The organism is Enterococcus sp. DIV1639a, assembly GCF_050530445.1.
In the GTDB taxonomy this organism is placed as follows: Bacteria; Bacillota; Bacilli; order Lactobacillales; family Enterococcaceae; genus Enterococcus_B; species Enterococcus_B hirae.
The window spans coordinates 498,170-518,987 of the sequence record NZ_CP172886.1 but is presented as its reverse complement, the minus strand read 5'-3'; the positions used below and the strand labels follow the sequence as shown (position 1 = coordinate 518,987).

The 20,818-nt window shown below is 36.8% G+C and carries 19 protein-coding genes; 2 read left to right on the top strand and 17 right to left on the bottom strand.

Annotated elements, in window-relative coordinates:
* The first annotated feature begins 201 nt into the window (after positions 1-201).
* Both IGJ32_RS02380 and IGJ32_RS02375 read left to right on the top strand, forming a co-directional pair.
* Positions 202-1,554, top strand: coding sequence for a Mur ligase family protein (locus tag IGJ32_RS02380; RefSeq protein WP_010738405.1), 1,353 nt, complete (start codon positions 202-204; stop codon positions 1,552-1,554).
* A complete protein-coding gene (locus IGJ32_RS02375) occupies positions 1,547-2,239 on the top strand; it encodes a type 1 glutamine amidotransferase (protein ID WP_342081637.1) in 693 nt (230 codons plus the stop codon). The genes IGJ32_RS02380 and IGJ32_RS02375 overlap by 8 nt, the downstream gene beginning before the upstream one ends.
* Before the next feature lie 400 nt (positions 2,240-2,639).
* Here IGJ32_RS02375 and IGJ32_RS02370 read toward each other — a convergent pair whose 3' ends face one another.
* The 17 genes from IGJ32_RS02370 to IGJ32_RS02290 all read right to left on the bottom strand — a co-directional run bounded on the left by IGJ32_RS02370 (position 2,640) and on the right by IGJ32_RS02290 (position 20,439).
* The gene (locus tag IGJ32_RS02370) at positions 2,640-3,692 is read right to left on the bottom strand and encodes a hypothetical protein (protein WP_342081638.1); all 1,053 of its coding nucleotides are present in this window, start codon (positions 3,690-3,692) and stop codon (positions 2,640-2,642) included.
* A gap of 50 nt (positions 3,693-3,742) precedes the next feature.
* Positions 3,743-4,243, bottom strand: coding sequence for a hypothetical protein (locus IGJ32_RS02365; protein ID WP_342081639.1), 501 nt, complete (start codon positions 4,241-4,243; stop codon positions 3,743-3,745).
* Between the two features lie 41 nt (positions 4,244-4,284).
* The gene (locus IGJ32_RS02360; protein ID WP_342081640.1) at positions 4,285-6,195 is read right to left on the bottom strand and encodes a peptidoglycan amidohydrolase family protein; all 1,911 of its coding nucleotides are present in this window, start codon (positions 6,193-6,195) and stop codon (positions 4,285-4,287) included.
* Positions 6,188-8,365 (bottom strand): VirB4-like conjugal transfer ATPase, CD1110 family, encoded by a 2,178-nt coding sequence (locus IGJ32_RS02355; protein WP_342081641.1) that lies wholly within the window; start codon positions 8,363-8,365, stop codon positions 6,188-6,190. Before IGJ32_RS02355 ends, IGJ32_RS02360 begins: the two co-directional genes overlap by 8 nt.
* A 3-nt stretch (positions 8,366-8,368) precedes the next feature.
* The gene (locus IGJ32_RS02350) at positions 8,369-8,611 is read right to left on the bottom strand and encodes a hypothetical protein (protein ID WP_342081642.1); all 243 of its coding nucleotides are present in this window, start codon (positions 8,609-8,611) and stop codon (positions 8,369-8,371) included.
* The gene (locus IGJ32_RS02345) at positions 8,577-8,954 is read right to left on the bottom strand and encodes a PrgI family protein (RefSeq protein ID WP_010720014.1); all 378 of its coding nucleotides are present in this window, start codon (positions 8,952-8,954) and stop codon (positions 8,577-8,579) included. The genes IGJ32_RS02350 and IGJ32_RS02345 overlap by 35 nt, the downstream gene beginning before the upstream one ends.
* Positions 8,955-8,987: 33 nt before the next feature.
* Positions 8,988-9,830, bottom strand: coding sequence for a hypothetical protein (locus tag IGJ32_RS02340; RefSeq protein ID WP_010720015.1), 843 nt, complete (start codon positions 9,828-9,830; stop codon positions 8,988-8,990).
* A gap of 4 nt (positions 9,831-9,834) precedes the next feature.
* A complete protein-coding gene (locus IGJ32_RS02335) occupies positions 9,835-10,038 on the bottom strand; it encodes a hypothetical protein (RefSeq protein WP_010720016.1) in 204 nt (67 codons plus the stop codon).
* Position 10,039: 1 nt separating this feature from the next.
* Positions 10,040-11,737: an immunoglobulin-like domain-containing protein gene (locus tag IGJ32_RS02330; protein ID WP_373169192.1), complete on the bottom strand. Its 1,698-nt coding sequence runs from the start codon at positions 11,735-11,737 to the stop codon at positions 10,040-10,042.
* 76 nt (positions 11,738-11,813) lie between these two features.
* A complete protein-coding gene (locus tag IGJ32_RS02325) occupies positions 11,814-14,846 on the bottom strand; it encodes an MSCRAMM family protein (protein ID WP_430610713.1) in 3,033 nt (1,010 codons plus the stop codon).
* Between the two features lie 96 nt (positions 14,847-14,942).
* A complete protein-coding gene (locus tag IGJ32_RS02320; protein WP_010720019.1) occupies positions 14,943-15,143 on the bottom strand; it encodes a hypothetical protein in 201 nt (66 codons plus the stop codon).
* A gap of 339 nt (positions 15,144-15,482) precedes the next feature.
* The gene (locus IGJ32_RS02315; protein WP_010738415.1) at positions 15,483-15,743 is read right to left on the bottom strand and encodes a hypothetical protein; all 261 of its coding nucleotides are present in this window, start codon (positions 15,741-15,743) and stop codon (positions 15,483-15,485) included.
* Positions 15,744-15,866: 123 nt separating this feature from the next.
* Entirely contained in the window at positions 15,867-16,748 is an 882-nt protein-coding gene (rbsU, locus tag IGJ32_RS02310; RefSeq protein WP_161652255.1) for a ribose/proton symporter RbsU, read from the bottom strand.
* A 23-nt stretch (positions 16,749-16,771) separates the two neighbouring features.
* Positions 16,772-17,167, bottom strand: a complete 396-nt coding sequence (rbsD, locus tag IGJ32_RS02305) for a D-ribose pyranase (protein ID WP_010720022.1) — start codon at positions 17,165-17,167, stop codon at positions 16,772-16,774.
* A gap of 17 nt (positions 17,168-17,184) precedes the next feature.
* On the bottom strand, positions 17,185-18,093 hold the full coding sequence (rbsK, locus tag IGJ32_RS02300; RefSeq protein ID WP_010738416.1) for a ribokinase: 909 nt from the start codon (positions 18,091-18,093) through the stop codon (positions 17,185-17,187).
* 322 nt (positions 18,094-18,415) lie between these two features.
* Positions 18,416-19,375 (bottom strand): mannose-6-phosphate isomerase, class I, encoded by a 960-nt coding sequence (gene manA, locus IGJ32_RS02295; protein WP_010720024.1) that lies wholly within the window; start codon positions 19,373-19,375, stop codon positions 18,416-18,418.
* A 38-nt stretch (positions 19,376-19,413) separates the two neighbouring features.
* On the bottom strand, positions 19,414-20,439 hold the full coding sequence (locus IGJ32_RS02290) for a serine hydrolase domain-containing protein (RefSeq protein WP_096708434.1): 1,026 nt from the start codon (positions 20,437-20,439) through the stop codon (positions 19,414-19,416).
* Between the last annotated feature and the right edge of the window lie 379 nt (positions 20,440-20,818).

The window sequence follows — 20,818 nt, the reverse complement described above, 5'->3', positions numbered from 1 at the left end:
AAAATCAACTGTTATCCGTTGGGGCTATTCTTAGACTAAACGAAACTTCAAATAAACAATCAAGCCTAGTACCAATCGTTGTTAGACAAGAGAATCGCAACCATTTCTTAAAAAAAAGAAAAGCAATTTAACCTTTTTTTGAACATATGGTATGATTAATTGAATTTACTCGTCGTTAAGACGTTTTATGGAGGTTACATAATGGGAGTACGCAGTCAATTTGCGATTGCTGTTGGTAAAACATCACAATGGGCATTAAAAACCTTCTTTAAAGGAGGATCAAGTTTACCGGGTAAACTTGCACTTAAAATCGACCCACACATTTTAGACAGTCTTGCAAAAGATTATCAAGTGGTTGTCGTTACTGGAACAAACGGAAAGACATTGACAACTGCTTTGACAGTTAATATATTACGGCAACAATTTGATGAAGTATTAACCAACCCAACTGGGGCAAATATGGTTCAAGGAATCGTTTCTACTTTTTTGCAAGCCAAACCTAAAAAAGGGCAAAAAAAATTCGCTGTTTTAGAAATCGATGAAGCAAGTTTGAGTAAAGTAACTGAATACATGAAGCCTGAACTATTTTTATTTACAAACATTTTCCGTGATCAAATGGATCGTTATGGAGAAATCTATACCACTTACAAAATGATTGTAGACGGAGCGGCGAAATCACCTGATGCCACAATTATCAGTAATGGAGATTCGCCAATCTTCAACTCTGTGGAAACAATCAATCCTCGCCAATATTATGGGTTTGATCATGAAGAAGACCATGAACAAATGGCTCATTATAATACGGATGGTGTACTCTGTCCTAAATGTCATCATATTTTACATTACAAGATGATCACGTATGCAAATTTAGGGAAATACTATTGTCCAAACTGTGACTTTAAACGTCCTGAACTTGATTATCGTCTAACGGATATGTTGCGCATGGACAATGTCTCAGCTGATTTTACGATTGATGGTCATAACTATGGAATTGAAGTTGGCGGGATGTACAATGTCTACAACGCGTTAGCTGCCACAGCGGTAGCTGAATATTTTGGGGTAACCCCTGAAAAAATCAAGCAAGGCCTAGGATACGACGAAAAAATATTTGGTCGTCAAGAAATCATTGATATCAATGGTAAAAAATGTACACTCGTACTTGTTAAAAATCCTGTTGGGATCAATCAGGTCATCGATATGATCGGCTTAGCCCCTTATCCATTCTCACTAGTTGCTTTATTAAATGCAAACTATGCAGATGGAATTGACGTTAGTTGGATCTGGGACGGGAATTTTGAACATTTTGCTGATATGGATATTCCTGCAGTGATCGCTGGTGGGGATCGTCATACCGATATGTCGTTACGTCTAAAAGTTGCAGGAATCCCTGAAGATAAGATCATCGAAACAAAGGAACTGAATGAAGTCATTAAAAATATCAAACAATTACCGACCGAACACGTCTACATCCTAGCTACCTATACAGCAGTTCTTCAATTACGAAAAGAATTAGCGAATCAAGGATTTATCAAAGGAGGGATGAATCATGCCTAATTATGAACTGAATATCGCCCATCTCTACGGTAATTTGATGAATACTTACGGAGACAACGGCAATCTATTGATGCTTAAATATGTCGCTAAAAAATTAGGTGTGACCTGTCATACCGAAATTGTCAGTCTGCATGAACCATTTGAAGCAGATAAATTTGATCTAGTCTTTTTTGGTGGAGGACAAGATTATGAGCAACTGATCATTTCAAAAGATATCCAAGAAAAAAAAGCAGCACTAACAAACTACATTGAAAATGATGGTGTGATGTTAGCTATCTGTGGCGGGTACCAATTCCTTGGACACTATTATGTGGGTGCCAATGGAGAAAAAATCCAAGGAATCAGTGCCTTAGACCATTACACCTTAAGTCAAGAAAATAATCGTTTTATCGGCGATATCGTTATCTATAATGAAGAGTTTAATGAAACCTATTATGGCTTTGAAAACCACAATGGGCGGACATTCTTAGGGGAAGGCGAACGACCTTTAGGAAAAGTCGTTCAAGGTCACGGAAATAATGGTGAAGACCAATCCGAAGGCGTCATTTATAAAAATGTTTTTGGCTCTTATTTCCACGGACCGATTCTTGCCCGAAATGAGAATCTTGCGGAACGATTGATTCGTTTAGCACTTAAACAACGTTATGGAACAGAACTTAATTTACCAGTCGAATCTTTAGCATAAAACATAACTTTTGTTACCATAAATATTTGCTGGATTGTGATTGTAAATAAATCAATAGTAACAAGCGCAACACCACAACAGAAATAGCAAACTTTAATAATTGAGCCAAAGAATACGAAAATCACTGCTCTGATTTCTGATATTCTTTGGCCTATTTTTGATCAAGTAATGATTATTACCTTGGGATACGATTGGAAAAGCAAATGACTTCACTGACGATAAGAAAGAATCGTTTGAAAAAGCGAACTAACTTTTCTGCCGTTCCCTCTTTTCATTAATACTTCAACACTATCTTTTAACTAATAATTTTAGCTAATTTGCCAATCAGTTTTTCTTTTTTATTATTTTATTCCCCTTAATTAGTTACCCTTCGACAAATAACAACTGAATCCAAGACCACTCATTCCCTATCATTGATATCTGATTGACCAATCATTTCTAATCGTTGTTCCCACAATAATTGATTTTCCGGATCTTCATTTTGCTGGTATAACTCAATAAAATCAATAATGATGGAAGCTTGTTCGATATAAGTTTGTAATATTTTTTTCACTTCTTCCTCTTGGATCAATTCTAAATGTTTCGTTGTTTCTGCAATCTTCTTCTGTTTTAAAAAAAACAGCCCTTTCTGTAAATAATTTTGGTCTAACTTTTTTGATAGTTCTTCACTTTCTAAATATTTCTTTAATATCTCTGCTTCGGCCAATTGTTCTAATTCAATGTAAGCAAATGCAAGCATCACTTTTCTTTTGTCAGATAAATTTTCTGGGGACGTTTCAATAACTACTTCCCAATTTTTTTCAAAAAAAGCTAAATCAAATTGTGCATCTGCGGTGGGGTAATATTCATTGATCTCTTTCAACCATGTAAATTCTTGTTGCTCTGTCAAATAGTCGATCAATTCATGACGCTTTTCTGGATATTCCGTTGCTGCTTGAAGATAGGCTTGCGCTTCGATTAATTTTGCCCATTCCTGCTCCTCTGTCGTGGTAATTTCTTTTTGATCTACTTTCGTAATAAAATGTGGCCACATTACGCTAATGCCTATGAAAAGACTGAAAACAATCACCACAATAAACCAGATCCTTTTGATCGTGGGAATCAAAGATAGTAATTTTCCTTTGGTTGATCTGCTAGGTTCACCATACTTAATTGCTTTTTTCGTGCGTATCGCTGCTTTACTTTTTGTCGTCTTCTTTTTACTTCGGACTATCTGATATTGCCCACTGATTATTTCTTCTATGGCATCCTTTAACGGAAATTGTAATTCCATTGAATGAAGAAGGTGATTTTTATGATTGTAAATCCGAATACGACAACTACCTATGCTTTTATTAAGGATCGTTTGTTTATTGATCTCTTCTAATAAAATGAGGGCCTCGAAAATCGGTAGACGCTCTTCTTCGATTTCTAGCCTTTTGACATGATCAATCAGTACAGTTTCTCTTGCCATAGATAGACATCCTTTTCATTTACCAAAAGTGATGGACAAAACCGGTATTTTCATTCTGCGTATTCTTTCGATTCCTTTTCAGCTATCTCTATTGGTTGATACCTTTCCACCAAAAAGTGTTTTGTAGCTGAATCAAACACATACCAAATTTGAAACAGCCCTTCATTCTCAAGTGTTTTAGTAGACTTACCTTCTTGATTCAAACTATCAATCGTCCTTGTGACGTTGGTAATCACTTCAATTTGTTGGTCATTCACGTGACGTATAAAATTCTTACTTTTTATAAAACGAGAATGACCAAAAAATTGTGGAAAAAAATCGCTTTGCTTTCTGCTTTCTTCTTCAGCAATTTTCGCTTGTTTTGCTAAAAATTTCTCATAATTCAAATAATTATCCCCGTACTCTGTGAAAGTAAAATACGAGCGTAAAAAATCATTGACCTGTTGTTCCGAGAAATGAGCAACAGGTATACGGTTATTTGCTTCTTGTTGTGTGTTCTTTTTACCAAAAGTATATCCAATACTTACGGCTATACTGCTACTGATAACCAAACAAGCAATCGTTGTAAATAATTGATGTTTATTTCTGATTTTTACCCGCTCCCTACGATTCGATAAAAGTAAACTGGTGCCAGTTGTGGATCACCATAATACCCTGCAAATGGAGTAATGACGACATCACCATTTTGACTAAATCCTTTTTTCGTAGCGGGTGTACAGTGAATAATCGTTTTTCCACCAGCATCTAAAAAGAATCCTGTATGCCCAAAATCGCCCGACGAATTACCTTTTTCTCCCCAAATAAATAAGTCACCTGCTTGTACTTCGGAATAGTTGATCGGATAGAGAAGTTGTCCTTCCAAACCATAAAGTGTTTCTGTATTTCCCAACGGTACATTTAGTCCCATTTCATTCAACACCCAAATTACGTAAGACGAGCAATCGTGATAAGGAAATACGCCTCTTTGGTTTCCCTGAGAATAATACACACCTTTTTGATGAAGACTTTGTGCTTTAGCTAAAAGAGCCTCATGAAAGTCAGAGAATCGCTCCCACAGCAATCCCATCTCTTGCTTTCCACCCAATTGCACCATTAATTGTTTGATCGCAGGCACCCAATAACGATTGAGCCCCATGGGATCATTTGTCGCATCAATCGGGCAATAGACCGCTCCTAATTGTTCGACAGTAACTCGTTGCTGGTCAATAATCAGCTTTTTAAGTGTTCGACCAGTTGCTTCGATTCCTTCGTCTAACGTACGATATGAAATTAAACCTTGATTATTCATTAGACCAGCTGGGTTATTTTTTTCTAGGATTCCTTTACTAGTCCCCCAAGCACTTTCATGAATCATGATCGCCGCTAAGATCACCGGTGAGATGCCGTTTCTTTTTGCTTCTTGTAAAATTTTATCTGCTCGATCGCTAAACGCATGACACTTAAGCAGAATTAATTGCCGAAATGTCCATTCATCAAATGACGTGTTTTGATTACCAGAGTCTAATTGGAATGTTTCCGAATATGCTACTTCTTCAAAATAAAAACTTGGATTTACTGATTGTCCATTTTTGGAATATTCAATGGTTACTTCATTTTCTTTCGCTACAGTTCCAATCAATTCTCCCGAAACGACTTCTTGGTCATGATTGACTAATGGTGAAACATTCTTTAAGACAAGCTGTCGATTATTGAATTGGATCACGATTGACTGATCAGTCACAGTCGTTTTCCCAGCCATCGGAGCATATAATTCTATATTTTTCTCAGCTTGTAATTGGATTCCCTGAAATTGCTTTTTTTCTTGGCCATCGAGAAAGTAACCATATCTTTGATTAACCATTAATCGATGATCTTCCTTAAATGGCGATTGTAGTTCCATCAATTGACGATAACGACCAATCGTTGAACCAACATTCAATCGTTCTTTCAATTCTTCTGTCCATTCAATGATCTGAGTAAAATATTTTGTTGTTAATGTTGCTTCGTTCCCTTTTGCATGAAGGGACCATAAGTTATCATGGATCTCATGGATTTTCGCTTTGATTACTGGATTTTCGAGTTCCACATTCTCATAAAAAATACCCAAATAAGACAATACTTCATCAATATTAGAAACCAAATTCATGTCTTGTGTCATCCCTATCTGTCCGTTGATTTTAATAATGTTATGCTGCTGACGAAGCACTCGATTTTTTTCAACATCCAAATGAGTCATGTACGTCCAAATATTTGTTAATTCAAATTCATTGATATTGGGTACACTCGAATAAATGACACTGGTTATCCCTATCGTCAGTAAGAATAGTAATACACAACTAAGAACCATGAGTGATCTAAAAAAATGCCATTTATTGGGCTGAACAGCTAAGAACTTACGACGCTTTTTTCTGAAGGGAACTAACATTTTATTTGTAACGCTCCGTTTTATCGATTGATTCAAGCTACTTGATAGAAAAATTTTCCGATACTCGTTGTCTCGTTTGTTCCAATTAGATTTATTCATTGGATTGTTCCTGTTTTCTTTTTATCCGTTCCTCGGGATCAGTCGTGATTAATTCATATAATCTTGTGGTTGAATCAACGGTATTAGAAAAAGGCACGATTGCATGACCTGCACGTATCAACCCTGCACCTTTTGGCGGATGGATCAAGTGTTTTTGTTGTTGAGTAGAAAGACGAAAAAGAGTAGAAAGTTCGTCCAGATCACTTTTAGCCTGTTTTAGCATAATGATAAATTCAGTGTTGCTTAGCATCCTCCGTGCTTTATCTGAAAGCAGTAACGTCTCCACATTTTGCGTGATCCCTGTAGGAATTGCTCCCCACTTTCGGATACGACTCCATAATTCAAAAAAATAATTTTCACAGTAAGGATCATTTAGCATCAACTGCATTTCATCAATGTAAATCCACGTAGTGATCCCTCGATCCCGATTACGTACCACCCGATTCCATACTTGCTCTAAGACCACCATCATCCCAAATGTTTTTAACTGACTTCCTAACTCTTTGGTGTTGTAGATGATAAAACGCTTATTTAACTCAATATTTGTCGTATGGGAAAAAACCGCTAAAGAACCTTCAATATATAATTCTAAGTCTAATACTAGTGCCTGCGCTTCTTTTTCCGGCTGTTCTTTGAGCAACGTAAACCATTCCTTCGCTAATGTTGGCATTTGCTTGTCCTGAGAATGAAAATAGTTAAAATAAGTCAAGCGAGTCACACGATCAATGATGGAACGTTGTGCGGAATTCAAACCCGATTGTCCACCGATCAAAGCTTCAAATGCTGTTAACAAAAAGTCGGATTTTAATTTTACTGGATCAACTTCCCCACTTAAATCATCTGTGATATCCAATAGATTGATAAATGTATCGGTGTTTGGTGCAATTTTAACAATTTGCGCATCAAAAGTTTGCCCAATTAATGTATCTTCATCTTCAGGATCAATCGAGATGATTTCGTCTGTTGGATTTTTTAGTAGTGTAGTAATTTCTTCATATTTTTTGGCTACCCCTTTTCCTGAGCCTGAACTACCTAAAATCATTCCACTTGGGGTATTCAACCGTTTCCGATTGATCCGAACTACATTTTTCGTTAGCTCATTCATTCCATAGTATTTACCCTCCTCGTGGTCAAGTTCTTGCGCAGTAAATGGAATAAATATAGCTGCACTTGCTGTAGTCAATGTTCGGCGGGTTGTTATCCAATTTTTTCCAAATGGAAGGACGGAGTTCATCCCTTCTAGTTGTAGATAATCCAAATAATGAAAGCCACAACCATTTTTTCTGGCAATACTCAAAACTCGTTCGGCTATATCAGTCAATTTTTCTTTTGTATTTGTTCTGAAATAGACAAAAACCGAAACGAAAAATAAGTTCTGTCCTTCTTTTAACAAATCATCTAATAATAAATTAGCTTCATTGATACTATTGGTTAATTCATATGGAATACTTGTATAAGGATCGTAGCCTTTTTGAGTTGCTTTTCTTTGAGCAGCAACTTTGTCTCCTTCCATATAGGCTTTTTTTATTTGAACTAGATGATTGGCTTGCTCAGCCCCGACTGGATCAATGTGGATCGATAACGTGATTTCTTCGGGTATTTCCATCAATTCTGCCATGAGTTTATCTGACAATCTAGCTGGATAGTCTTTTAGGTAAAGAATCTGGGCATATTCCTCATTGATTTCAAAATAGTTTTTCTTTTTAAAATTAAAACTGGAAGGAGCAATCACAGCTTTTGTTGAAAGATGATTAAAGACTAAATCGGAATAGTTAAATTGAAAGTGTTCCGATGATTTCAACAACTGATTGACCAATTTTAGACGCTTTAAACCGTCTAATGGGTCAACCGTTGAGCCAATTTCTTCCAAATTTCCGATTAAATTCTTTTCGATTCGTCCCAATAATTGTTTTGCCTGCTCTAAGTGATTGGCTGGAGTACTGAAAGTCAAATAGTTTTCTTTTGTAAAACGATTCTCCCCTTCATTGATTTTTTGAAGAAGCATCTGATTGACTTCTTCACGATAGCTATCATGTTGATCGCCTTTACTCTCATAAAAAAGCTTATCCGTCATCTCATCAAGCTCAACTCTTTTTTTTAAGATCGTGATTGTTAGATGGATCGTATCATCAAGACTGTTCAATAGTTCGCCATATTTTTGGAAAATCAACAATTATTCGTCTTGTTGAGCAATTTGATAATTCACATCTGAAAATCGAACACTTTTGGAATAATAATTAGGCACAATTTCACAAATGCCACTTTCAAACATTTTTTCATAACGCAACAAATCTTGGACATTACGCTTTGGCGCTAACTTTTTTTGATATTGCCCTCTTTTTTTCTTTTGTTTTTGCATCAAACGAATAAATTTTTTATTATTAGTTTCCGTACTCAACTTGTTTTCTTTCGGCACGCTTACTCCTTTGACCCACCATGGCATTTGAATACAACTCCTCTACAATAGGATAAGTATAATAATTCGCCAATTGAAAATAATTCCATCGAATCTGCACATACTTTTCTAAAGGTAAGTGATTAGGTGTCAGCCAGCCCACTGACAAGATAGGGGCACTGAGTACCATAAAAACGATCCCGATATCATCAATCGGATACTTCCAACTGACATAATTTAAAATGCCCAGAGGAACGATCAAAAGCAACGTTACAACAGCAGAGATAAATTGTCTTAACGAAACGCCAAAAAACAATTTTTCTTGGTAGGTTAAAATTTCTTTTCGAATTGGTACTTCAATCATCGATTTTATTTCCCTCCAGTTAAAAATGATTCTCTAGGCAGTTGCAAGAATGATTTTTGCCCATTTATTGGTATAAAATAAACTAGCACATAATGTTAGACAATTCCCTGATATCCCACTGATCACTGCAATCATTCCCTGTTTTTCATCAATTGAAAACACAGAATGTACGAGCAGTGGATAAAAACTTAATATAATAAATAAGAGGATCCCTTGCAGGGAGGAAGCACAAACTAATTTCAAAAAATTTTTACCAATCGAACTAACTTCTTCATTAAGAAACGTCACAAGAGGTAATGGAGAAATGCTAAAATACAAATAAATTTCAAAAAAACGCATGAAAATAACCAGTTTTGTTAGCACACTTGTTAGTACGGATAAAATCAACGGGATCAACAAAATAATTAACAACGTAAGTTTTTCAAAAAAGCCCCAATGGTAGATTCCCTCAATCAATGAAAGAACATCAACAGCCTTACTTCCACCTTCTCGAATCCCAATTTGACTGATACCATTACTGATTGTTGTACTAATTTCAACGATCATATGGATAAATATTGTTAAATGGCGCATGATCAACAGGCTTACTCCTAATTTAAGAAAGAGCGGGAGGAACAACTCCATGCCACCAAAACCGGAATAATTTCCATAAATCTTTTGTGCCATTTGTTGAAACTCCAGCAATAGTAAAAAGCCTAGTACAGAATAAGCAATTGGTTTGATCACTCCATTCATAATTAACTCACTGTATTGATAGATATCAGGTAGATAGGTTTCTAGATTTTGTAGTAGCATATTTTTAGGGTCGTTTGAAAAATTTAATTGATCAGCAATTGTTTGTAGTAAAAATTTGATTGCACCGTCCAGCTTAGCCACTTCCTTAGATTGAAATAGTTGCTACCCAAGCGCCAGCTGCAACGATAACAGCCCCACCAACGATCTGAAAAAGAGCATTTTGCATTCCGGGACCATTATGTTCTTTGATAGCCGCACCGAGTTGAATAATTCCCCATACAGTGAGCAGACTGCCAGAAGCAAGTACTCCTTTTGAAAACAACGACATCGCTTGCTCAAAATAGTCCATATTATTCTTTCTCCTTTTCTATCGCTTGTTGATTCATAACTGTTACTTGGTAACTAGCATGTACCCGCTCAAAAGAATCACTGATACTCAAACTGACAGTGTAAGTTCCTGGTTTGTTGACATCGACGTTTTCAGTCACTTCGACATCTGTTAAAGATAATGTTTCTTCTTTGTCGTAAACCTCAATTCCGGCTAGCGGATCAAACGCCTCTCCAATAGTTAGTACCTTATCGGCTATGCCTATAAATCGTGGTGGTTCATTGATGACCGTTATTTTCCCATAACCACTGGTTGTTTTGCCATTTGTATCAGTAACTTTAAGAGGAAGCAAATATTTTCTTAATTTAGATGTATCGATCCGATTCCATGCTGCTTCATCTATTTCAATATTTAATCGTTCTAATGGATCTTCTCGATCTGAAACAACCAGTTGTGCAAAATAATCTTCTTTCTTCAAAGCAGAGAAAACATTGACTTGAAGATCCGCCTGGATGATTTTAGGGGCTTCATTCGTTACTTGTACGAGAAGTCGTCTCTCCTCTGCATATTTTCCATATCGATCTTGCACATTGCCAATCCTAAAGAAATATTTTCCTTCTTTATTGGAATCAAAATTAGTTTCTAAGATATTGGTTTTAGTTAATGAGATATCTCCGTCTTCCCTATCCCAAGCTTTCACATAGTCGAAAATATTCAACTCTTGATTTATCTGATGGTCAATCCATTCGGGTATATGGATTACCGGTGCCTCATTTTCAATTTTGACAAACGCTTTCGTTTTCGCTTGAGCCCCATGTCGATCATTGACAGAATAAAGCACCTCATAGCTTCCTTCTTTGTTGATATCTAGATTTGTTTCGACTTCAATCTTTGCAGTTAAATCCCCATCTTCTTGGTCCATTGCGGATACTCCTGCTAACAAATCAACTGGTACACCGATCTGCTGGTACATTGTCGTCTGCTTCAAGTTGATTTTCGGTAAGCTATTAACAAAAAAGTAGATGGTGGCATCTGTAAACATTCCTGCCGAGTCGGTGACACGGATCGTAAATTTTTGCTCGCCTAGCTTCGACGTGTCAATAAAATTATGTTTGACTGTGGGAAAAGCGTCGTTACCCGTGAGAATCTCAAAATAGTCTGTTGGTTCAAATTTACTGTATTGCTCAATGACCATGTAAGTGGATGCTAGTGAAATTTGTGGTTTCTGCCAAGTCGTTTGGTCACTCTCACGATTCTTTTCTTTTTCAGTAGAAACTGGAGGGGCCTCATAGACTGGGGCTTGTTTACTATCCGCTCTTTCTTTTGAAGTTTCTAAAGTTGTGACTTCTGTTTTCTTTTTTTCTTTAGCAAAGGCAACGACTAATTGCGCTACCTCATGCTCTAGTTGTTGAAGTGGCAATTCTGTTCCCTCAGTTTTAGAACTAAAATAGTCAAATTGTTCCATGACTGCGATTGCCGGATCATGATCCTCTTCAAGAAAATAATGAGTGGGTATTTCTTCTTTTTCTATGTTTTTTGTATCAATGATATTTGCTACTTGTTTTTGTTTACTTGCTACTGTTTTTTCCTGATTGTGACTTAGGTAGATGCTAGTAATTCCTGTGATACTTCCACTGATAAAAAGGAACAAAAGTCCATATTTTATCCTGCCTAGATTCTTTTTCGATAACTGATCTACAACGATTGAACGTTTCACCATTCTTTAGACCATCCTTTCTTTTATCTTCTAAACACTTTGATCATACTTTTAGTAAAAATAAGCAAAATCAATTTTTTCACAACTTTACATGTTTCTGCTTTTTTTGAAGATAAAGATAACTGCTAACGATAATAATCAAGCTCAATCCAAGAAGAACCATCTCTAGCGAATGTCTTTCATTCGTTTTTGGCAATATGCTTTGCTTTAATAATAATTTTTCTTTTTTTAATGTAATTGTCTGATCTTTGTTCCTTAAATCATCCTCACGTCCTACTTCATTTTTTTGCTCTTCTTCGTAATATAAGACGTGGGTCGCTGTTAATTGATCGCCATCTTTGAGGATATTTGCCTTCAACTCAAGAAATACTTCAAATGTATCTTCTTTGCTTTTCGCAGTATAGGTAGACGTTGATTCACTGACCACTTCTCCTGTTTTCGTATTCTTATATTGCGTAAAAACGGTGTAAGTGTGTCCGATTTCGATTGCCTCGCCTTTGACCCACACCACATCTTTCAACTGATTATCTACTGTTGGATCAAGTGTTTTTTCGCCAGCAATATCGGTAAATAAAGAGGTCAACTCTAATGGTTCCCGTTCATTGTAGGCTTCAAGAACAAGTAGTTCGCCATCCTTTTCAACCGTGACAGAAAAATCCATTGGTTCTTCTAATGGTAAATAGCCTGCCAAAGGTTCCACTTCAACAAATTTATAGTTGCCATAAGGTAGTGCCTCTACATTGATTTTCCCTTCTTTATCAGTCAAATATTTTTCAACTAAGATTTCAGTCAATTCTCCATTTTCATCCGTTGCTATGTTGTATAAATGAAATGGGACATTTTCTAATGGTTGTTCATTCAACCGATCTCGTTTGATCAATTGGATATCTTGTCGAGCTAAGCGATTCGGAATTTCTAAACGAATCAAGGCATCCGCATTCTCTTCTGTGACACTAAAAATGAGTGGTTCTTCTAGTGGTACATATCCTTCTGGTGCTTTGATCTCATGGAGTTCATAGCGATCCACACCCCAAGGCAAGCTTTCTGTGGTAATGATTTCGCCTTTGTCATTGGTTTCAAAAATCTCGGTCTGTTCCGTGTCATTTGGTCGCACCATCGAAACAAATTCGCCTTCTCCTTCATTTGCCCATGTATCAAAAATTTTGAACTGAGCGCCTGCGTAAGGTATGTTCTCGCCTGTCTCTTCATCCACTTTGACAATATGCAATCGAGATTCAATCACTTCATCTTCCAATAAAAAGAAATGGGTATAGCCGTCTTCCGTGATCGTCACTTCAAATGGTTCGATCAATAAATAGCCATCCACACCTTGGGTTTCTTCAATGGTATAAGTGTCATAAGGTAGATTCTCAAACTTGAAATACCCGTTCTTACCAGTGACTTGGATATATTCTTGTCCAGTGGTGTGAGAAGTAGCTGTCAGTTCAACGCCTTCTAAAGGTGGCTTTACCCCCTGTTGCTCTTTCGCCAGTCTGGTAATTACTTCAAAAACGGTTTGAGGAATCAAGGGGCGTGAACCAAACTTATAGCCTTCTATATTCCCTTTGATGACTCGATCAGTCACCGTTTTACTGTGAAGCGCTACGGTTTCATTTTGTCCAGCATACGTGAGGTTAACGGTATGTTTTGTAGTATCTAAAGTGTAGCCTTCTGGTGGTTCGATTTCTTGGAGATAATAGGTTCCCAGCTTTAATCCTTTCACCTCTGCTTGTGCTACGCCATTGACATCTTGCATCGTTAGTTTACTAATAGAAGTCCCATTCTTATCGGTTAGCTCGTAAACAGCTCCTATCAATTGAGAAGCCCCTTGTGGTTTACTGCCTGTTTCTTCATCTTCTTTGATCACTTTGAGATTTGCTAGTTGCTCTTTATTATCTAAACTGATCGTGGTGGTCTCATTGGCTTTGATGGTCACTGTCTGAGGTGTGGCATTGAGGACATAGCCATTCGGTGCTTTGATTTCCTGGATCGTTACTTTTGTGTCGACTAACAAATCATTCCAGGCAGCATAGCCATCAGAACCTGTAGTGATTTCTTTGGTTTTTCCATCAGACGTAGTAAAACGAAAAACGGCACCTGCCAATGGTTGCTTGGTCGTTTCATCTACTTTGCGTACACGGGCATTGCCGTTTTTTAAAACAGTTATGGTTAAAGAAATTTTTCTATGTTCATTTAATCTGCCAACCATCATATTTTGGGTATATGGGTGTTGATAAATTAGCGGAACACCTTGAAAAGTAGAGGCAATATCATAGTCAAATTCAACTCGACTAGTCGCTTCTGCATTTTTGTTGGCAAGAATCGTTAATTGATTTCCTTTTTTAGAAATACTTAGTCCTTGTGACACGAAAGATGGTAATGACTGATAATTACTAAAGGCATGGGTCGTGTCAGTTAAGGTGATACTTTCTCCAACTTTTAAGTTTATCGTTTGTTTGTCAAAAGAAGGTGATGTATAGAAATAATTGACATTTTTCATGACAGCAGATTTAAAGGTTTGATAGTCCGTCATCGAAAATACCCCTGAAATACTCAACGGTGTAATCCCTTGTTGTTCCCATGCCAAAATTTGAGTCATCAATTCTTTTTTCAACGTGTGGCCCGAAACCATCAGCCCGTAATACTTAATCAAAGAAATTTTTTTCATCTGTTCAGTATTTCGCTCAGCGACTGTATAGCCAGAGTTATTTCCAAGATTAAGTGCAGCACCTGGTTCTATGCACAAGGCAATTTCATTGTTGATCCGTTTACCGTACCAGCCATATTCACGTACACCGTTCGATAAGCGAATATCAATATTGGAGATATGAGCATTGGGGTCAACATAAATCGTTTGATTGTTTCGTTGGTGGGTTTGAGTTTCTCCTAAAGCAGCATGAATCGAGTGAGTGATGTAATTCGAAGGAGTTGTCGTATATAATTTGCCGTCTTCAGTTTGAATCAACTGATTCTCTTGAAGAAAACTTATTTTACGATCGTCTTGATCTGTATTTTCTAAATTTCCTGCTAAAACAACAAGTGGTCGGCAAAACGAAACGGATAATAAATGAATGATCAAAAATATGCGTACAACTAACTGGTATTTTTTCATCGAAATTCTCCTGTTTTTTGATAATAAACCTGCTTATCTACAAAAGTTCTCTCATAAACATAGAATTACTACTGACACTAAAAATCAAAATATTCGCTACTGAATCAAGCGAATCACATATTCATTTTTAGTGCGGTCATACCTTAAAACGCCACTTTTTTGTATCTGATTGATCAATTTTGCTTTGTCTCCATTTGTCCATCCATCTTGATGAACAAGCTGTTCATATTCACGCAAAGTAATCTGTTTTCTTTTACTACTACGCATAAAAGTTAATAATCGCTGGAGTTCTGTCATCAAGTTGTCACTCCTTAAAAATTTTAAGGCCATACCATTTTTAGGATAAATGGAAACCTGACTTTTTTAGGAAAAAGCCAACCCATATCCTCACGGTCCTCGGAAAAAACATTACGTAAGAAATTTTTCTTCAAACCGTTAATCACAGTTATCGGTTCCGTCCTCCGTAAGAGATTCTAGTCATACTTTTGCTGTTAGCATGCCAACACTAACAGGACTGTCATTTAGTTGAGCATCGATAAAGATTGACAGCAAATCATCGTTATCAGTTAGATCGCTAACCAGTAATGATGCTCACATATAACGTTTTCAACGAACAAATATGTTTTTTTGCAACGACTAAACTTGCCAAGCTTTTACTTTCATTGGTCGTTCCACGTACTGTAAGTTTTGTTTTGTGTTCCTTCGTTTAGCAAAGATAAGACCGCCAGAAGAAACGGCTGTTTTTATTTGTGGATAAATCTTGTAGTCAGGTAATTCTTTTTTTGTCTCTTGATTGATAAACTGTCCATTCCCTAAATTAGCCCACGTAGAACCATCAAATAATCGAATCGTTAGTGCTTTACTTCGAATTGCTTTTTTTGAACAGATTCGTAACACGTAAATCCCTCCTCACTCTATAATTACGATTTATTTGCGATTCTTCCAAAAAAAATAAAAGACATTGATCAACTTAAGTCAATCAATGTCTTTCAGTTCAGCTTATTTTGTTTTGGGGAAGAGTTAGATCATTACAGTGATCGTAGCAGCAGCTAAAATCAAGACTAGTCCAATAACTGTAACAGTCATTTCTTTCTTGGTTTTCTTTTGTCCTAGGAACCAAATACCAGTCAGTGTCGCTAATACTACGGATGTTTGAGAAAGAATAAACCCTGTTGCTAACCCATTCATATCTGGTTGAGCTGAAATTAAATAAGTTAAAGCAGCGAAGGCAAAGAAAAATCCTGAAAAAATATGTTTATAAGAGACAACTTCGATAAACGCTGATTTTTCTTTAAAACTTAAAACAGCTGAATAAACAACAGCAACGATTACCATACCAATTGCTTGAGGTAAAAAGGCATGCATTCCATCAATTGAAGTTGCTTGAGGAGCTGCGGAATAAGCCCAGTAGCCGATTTCACCTACTGCTAACAAAAGGACCGCTTTTTTCAATAAGTTACTGCCTTCTGTATTTTTCTTTTCAGTCCAAACAGTCATCCAAGCACCTAAAATAATCAAAACTAAAGCAAAGGCACCCAAGACTTTCGCAGTAGCGCCTGGCCAATTTCCTAAAGCAAACACGCCCCACAATGAAGCCCCTAATAATTGAAAAGCAGTAGTAATAGGCATTGCACGAGAAGAACCAATCAAGGTAAAGGATTGGAATGTAATGATTTGGGCGATTGCCCAACCAACACCAGATAAGATTGAAAAAGTCAGGTCAGATCCTGTTGGTAACTCCATTCCTTTATATAAAGCAAAAACAATTGCAAAAATCAATGTTCCTAATGTTGAACCTAAAATTTGATTGACCGGACGTCCCCCGATCTTAGATGCGATCGTAGGATATAACCCCCAACCAAGTAGTGGGCCTAAGCCAATTAAAAGCGCGGTAGTATTCATGGTAGACTATTCCTCCTTCTTTTTTAAAAAACGACGCCGCTTTCTAAAATAATATTAGCATAAGGTGTCATTTCCCCTGTGCGAATAAACGCATGACACTGATTCAAATCAGCTTTCATTTTACTATGAGGGATAAAAGTAATAGGTGTTTCAGGTAGCCGTTGTTGAATTTCCGATAATACTTTAGGGTTTTCTGACTTGATTTCTTCAGCTAAATAAATACGTTGAACTTCTAACTCTTCAAGCACATTGTTCAAGACTTCCATAAAGCTTGGAATACCATTATCTACAGCCAAATCGATTTTTTCAGTTGTCATCGGCACGGGCATACCTGCATCACCGATACTTAATGTGTCAAAATGTCCCATTTGTGCGATTACACGAGAGATATCTGAATTGATTACTTTTGATTTTTTCATAATAAAAACGTCCTTTCTTAATTCAATTCTTGTTTATATGGAATAGAAGGTTGTGCGCCAAAACGTTGAACAGTCAAAGAAGAAGCTTTATTTCCATAGGTAATTGCTTCCTCTAAATTACTAAAATCAGTTGCTAACATGCTACTCATCGCACCAATGAATGTATCACCTGCAGCTGTCGTATCGACTGCATTCACTTTAAACGCTGGCACGATCCCATTTTTGCTGTTTTTAATCGAGTAAAATGCGCCTTTACTTCCGATCGTGATAATTACAACTTCGATTCCTAATTGATGTAAGTGAGCTGCAGCCTGTTTTAAGCTTTCTTCGTCCGTAATCGAAATCCCTGTTAAAATTTCTGTTTCTGTTTCATTAGGAATAATCATATCTGTTACTTTCAATAACTCTTCAGGCACATTTTCTAATGCTGGGGCAGGATTCAAAATTGTTTTTACTCCAACCTCTTTTGCTAGGTTAAAAGCTTCAATCGTACTTTCTACAGCGCTTTCAAACTGTGCAATGATAAAATCACTTTTTTCGATGATCGCTTTGTTTTGTCTAACTTGTTCTGGTGTAAACGCATTGTTCGCTCCGGCATGGATCATAATACTATTTTCCCCAGCATCATCAACAATGATGTAAGCTTGACCAGTCGCTTGGTTTTCAAGAGTTGCTACACCTTGTAAATTGATTTCTTCTTGTTCTAAAAGCTCAGCCATTGTTTTGCCAGCTTCATCGGTACCAATCGCTCCAATAAAATGAGTAGTAGCTTCTGAACGTCTTGCAGCAACTGCTTGGTTTGCTCCTTTTCCTCCGCCAGCTGAAAATGTTTCTTTCGTGTGGATCGTTTCTCCTGGTTTAGGCATGTGTTTAACTCGGATGGTCCGATCTAAATTAATGCTACCGATAACTGTTACAGTGTTCATTCCTTCATCACTCCATATTACGTATTAATTGAATCAAACGCCATTCATCAATAATTAAAACGTTTTAACTCTACACCGAAAATATACCACAGATTGAAAGCTATTTCAAGAACCTATTTTTCCTAATTTTTTATTAGCAATCAGCAGCTTCATTTTTACCAGCATTCCAAAACAAAAAAACTGAACACTTGTGCTGACTTGCTTCAGTTAGATCTTGGTCTAACTTAAGACATTCACAACACAAGGCTCAGTTTTTTTTATTTCACAACACCAATCAGAAAAAATGACCATCTGCAAAGTTAACTAATAAATCACTGATTCTTTATTTCGATGCTTTACCTGGTTCAGAGGCAATGATTGATAACTCTCCTTGAACCGTCCATTCTGTCACATCATTTGGTAAAATAAAACTTGCCCCTTTAGTTAATGGGTAAATTTTTTCATTAACAACTAACTCTCCTGCTCCATCGATTACTGTCGCTAATGTATAAGGTGCTTGTTTTTTAAATGATGTAATTCCTTTGATATCCCATTCATAAACATTAAAAAACTCGGTCTCTAAATACGTAACGATCGAAGAATTCCCTTTACGTACTTCTTTCATTTGAATCTGTGGCGTAATAGCTGGAACAGTTGTCACATCAATTGATTGTTGGATATGCAATTCACGCGTATTGCCATTGGCATCTTTACGGTCATAATCATATACACGATAAGTCGTGTCCGAGCTTTGTTGCGTTTCTAAAATCATGATCCCTTTACCAATTGCATGGATCGTTCCACTAGGGACATAGAAAAAGTCGCCTTTTTTAACTGGGACTTTTTTCAATAAGTCATCCCAACGACCCTCTTGGATCATCTCCGCAAGTTCTTCTCTTGTTTTTGCATGATGGCCATAAATGATTTCTGCTCCAGGTTCAGCATCAATGATATACCAACATTCTGTTTTTCCTAACTCACCTTCGTGCTTCATTCCATAAGCATCATCTGGATGGACTTGTACTGATAATTCATCTTCTGCATCTAAGATTTTAATTAATAATGGAAAGACAGGCTCAGTTGGGTTGCCAAACAATTCCTTGTGGTTTTGCCATAACTCGTCTAATTTTTGTCCTTGGTATTCACCGTTTTCAACGACACTTACACCATGTGGATGTGCGCTGATCGCCCAATCTTCACCGATTTTATCATTAGGTATATCAAATCCAAATACTGATCTTAAACGGCTGCCTCCCCAAATCTTTTCTTGAAAAACTGGTTTTAAAAACATAGGTTCTTGCATAGTTCAAACTCCTCTCAATGTTCATAGTTATTATAGCATCATTTTTTTAATAACGCTTTCTCTTTCAAAAATTTTTCAACAATTTCATCACGACAACGAATATAAGCTTCACGATGATCCGTTGGATGGATACGGTTTGATAAGAAAATAAATGCTTCTTGTTCAATAATGTCAATTAGTAAGAACGTGCCCGTATAACCAGTATGAAAAAGAATTGGTTGCTGTTGTTCTAATCCTTTTTTTAAATCCCATCCTAAGGAACGATTGCCTTTTTTCGTTGGCGTATGATCTTGTAAAAGTGAGCGAATCGTTTGTTCTTCTAAAAAACGCCCATTTTCAGCTTTCCCTAAATTCAAATACATTTTTACAAAGGTAATACTGTCCTCTAAATCAAGAAACAACCCAGCATTTCCTGCATGCTCAGCGAGTACTCTCGCTTTAGGATCATGTGTAACGCCCCGCAAAACCTCACCTGAAGCAAGTTGTTGTGTGGGAACAATTCTTTTGGAAGGATACGGTAAAAACGTACTGTGCATCATCCCTAAAGGTGCTAATACTTGTTCTTCAAATAATTCTGTGGCTGGCTCTTGGAAAATCTCTTCAAGCATCAATCCTAATAAAATCGTGCCTGCATCTGTATATTTCACTAATTGCCCTAACTGATCACCAGGTTGAAGCTTTAAATAGGCTTCGATCAGCTGTTCTTGAGAGAGTTGATCTCGATTAGGAATCCAAGTTTCAATATTTGATGTATGAGTCAGTAAATGTCGTATCGTGATTGTTTCATTTTCAAAAGCCGGTAAATAATGGTGTAACGGTTTGTCTAAGTCGATTTTACCATCTTCCCACAAGCGTAACACTAGACTGGTAGTAGCGATCACTTTTGTTAAAGAAGCCACATCAAATAATAGATCTGCTGTCATTGGTTGGGTTTCAGGTACGATCTGTGCATGACCTGCTGAAAAAGTTTCAACATGCTTATGCTTAATAAACGCACCAACAACACCAGGATAATAACCTTCTTCAAGTTTATTTAAAATCAACTGTTTCGTTTCTGGGTACATTTTATTCTCCTTCTCTGTCGAAGAAATCAATTTTTGTTCATCATGCTAAGTCAAATCATATAGCTTTATCCAAGAGGATGCAAGTAGATAAAGGTTGTGAAAAGAGCGTTTTGCCCTGAGTAATAAGGAGGAAAATCTCGAAACAGCTCCTCATGTTTTGAGATTTTTTGACTTATTACCGAAGGGCAGCTCTTTGAACGCCGTGGATTAGGTCGTGAAAGAAGCGTTCAGCTCCAATGACAATAAGAAAATTTTTTAAATCAACTTTTCTTCTATCCTCTTGTATCTTAGAGAAACTTCTTTAGTTGAAGAGTTGTTTCTGGTATCTCTTTATATATTGAACAAAAAATCAGCTTTCGATTTCCGTTGTTGCTTGTGA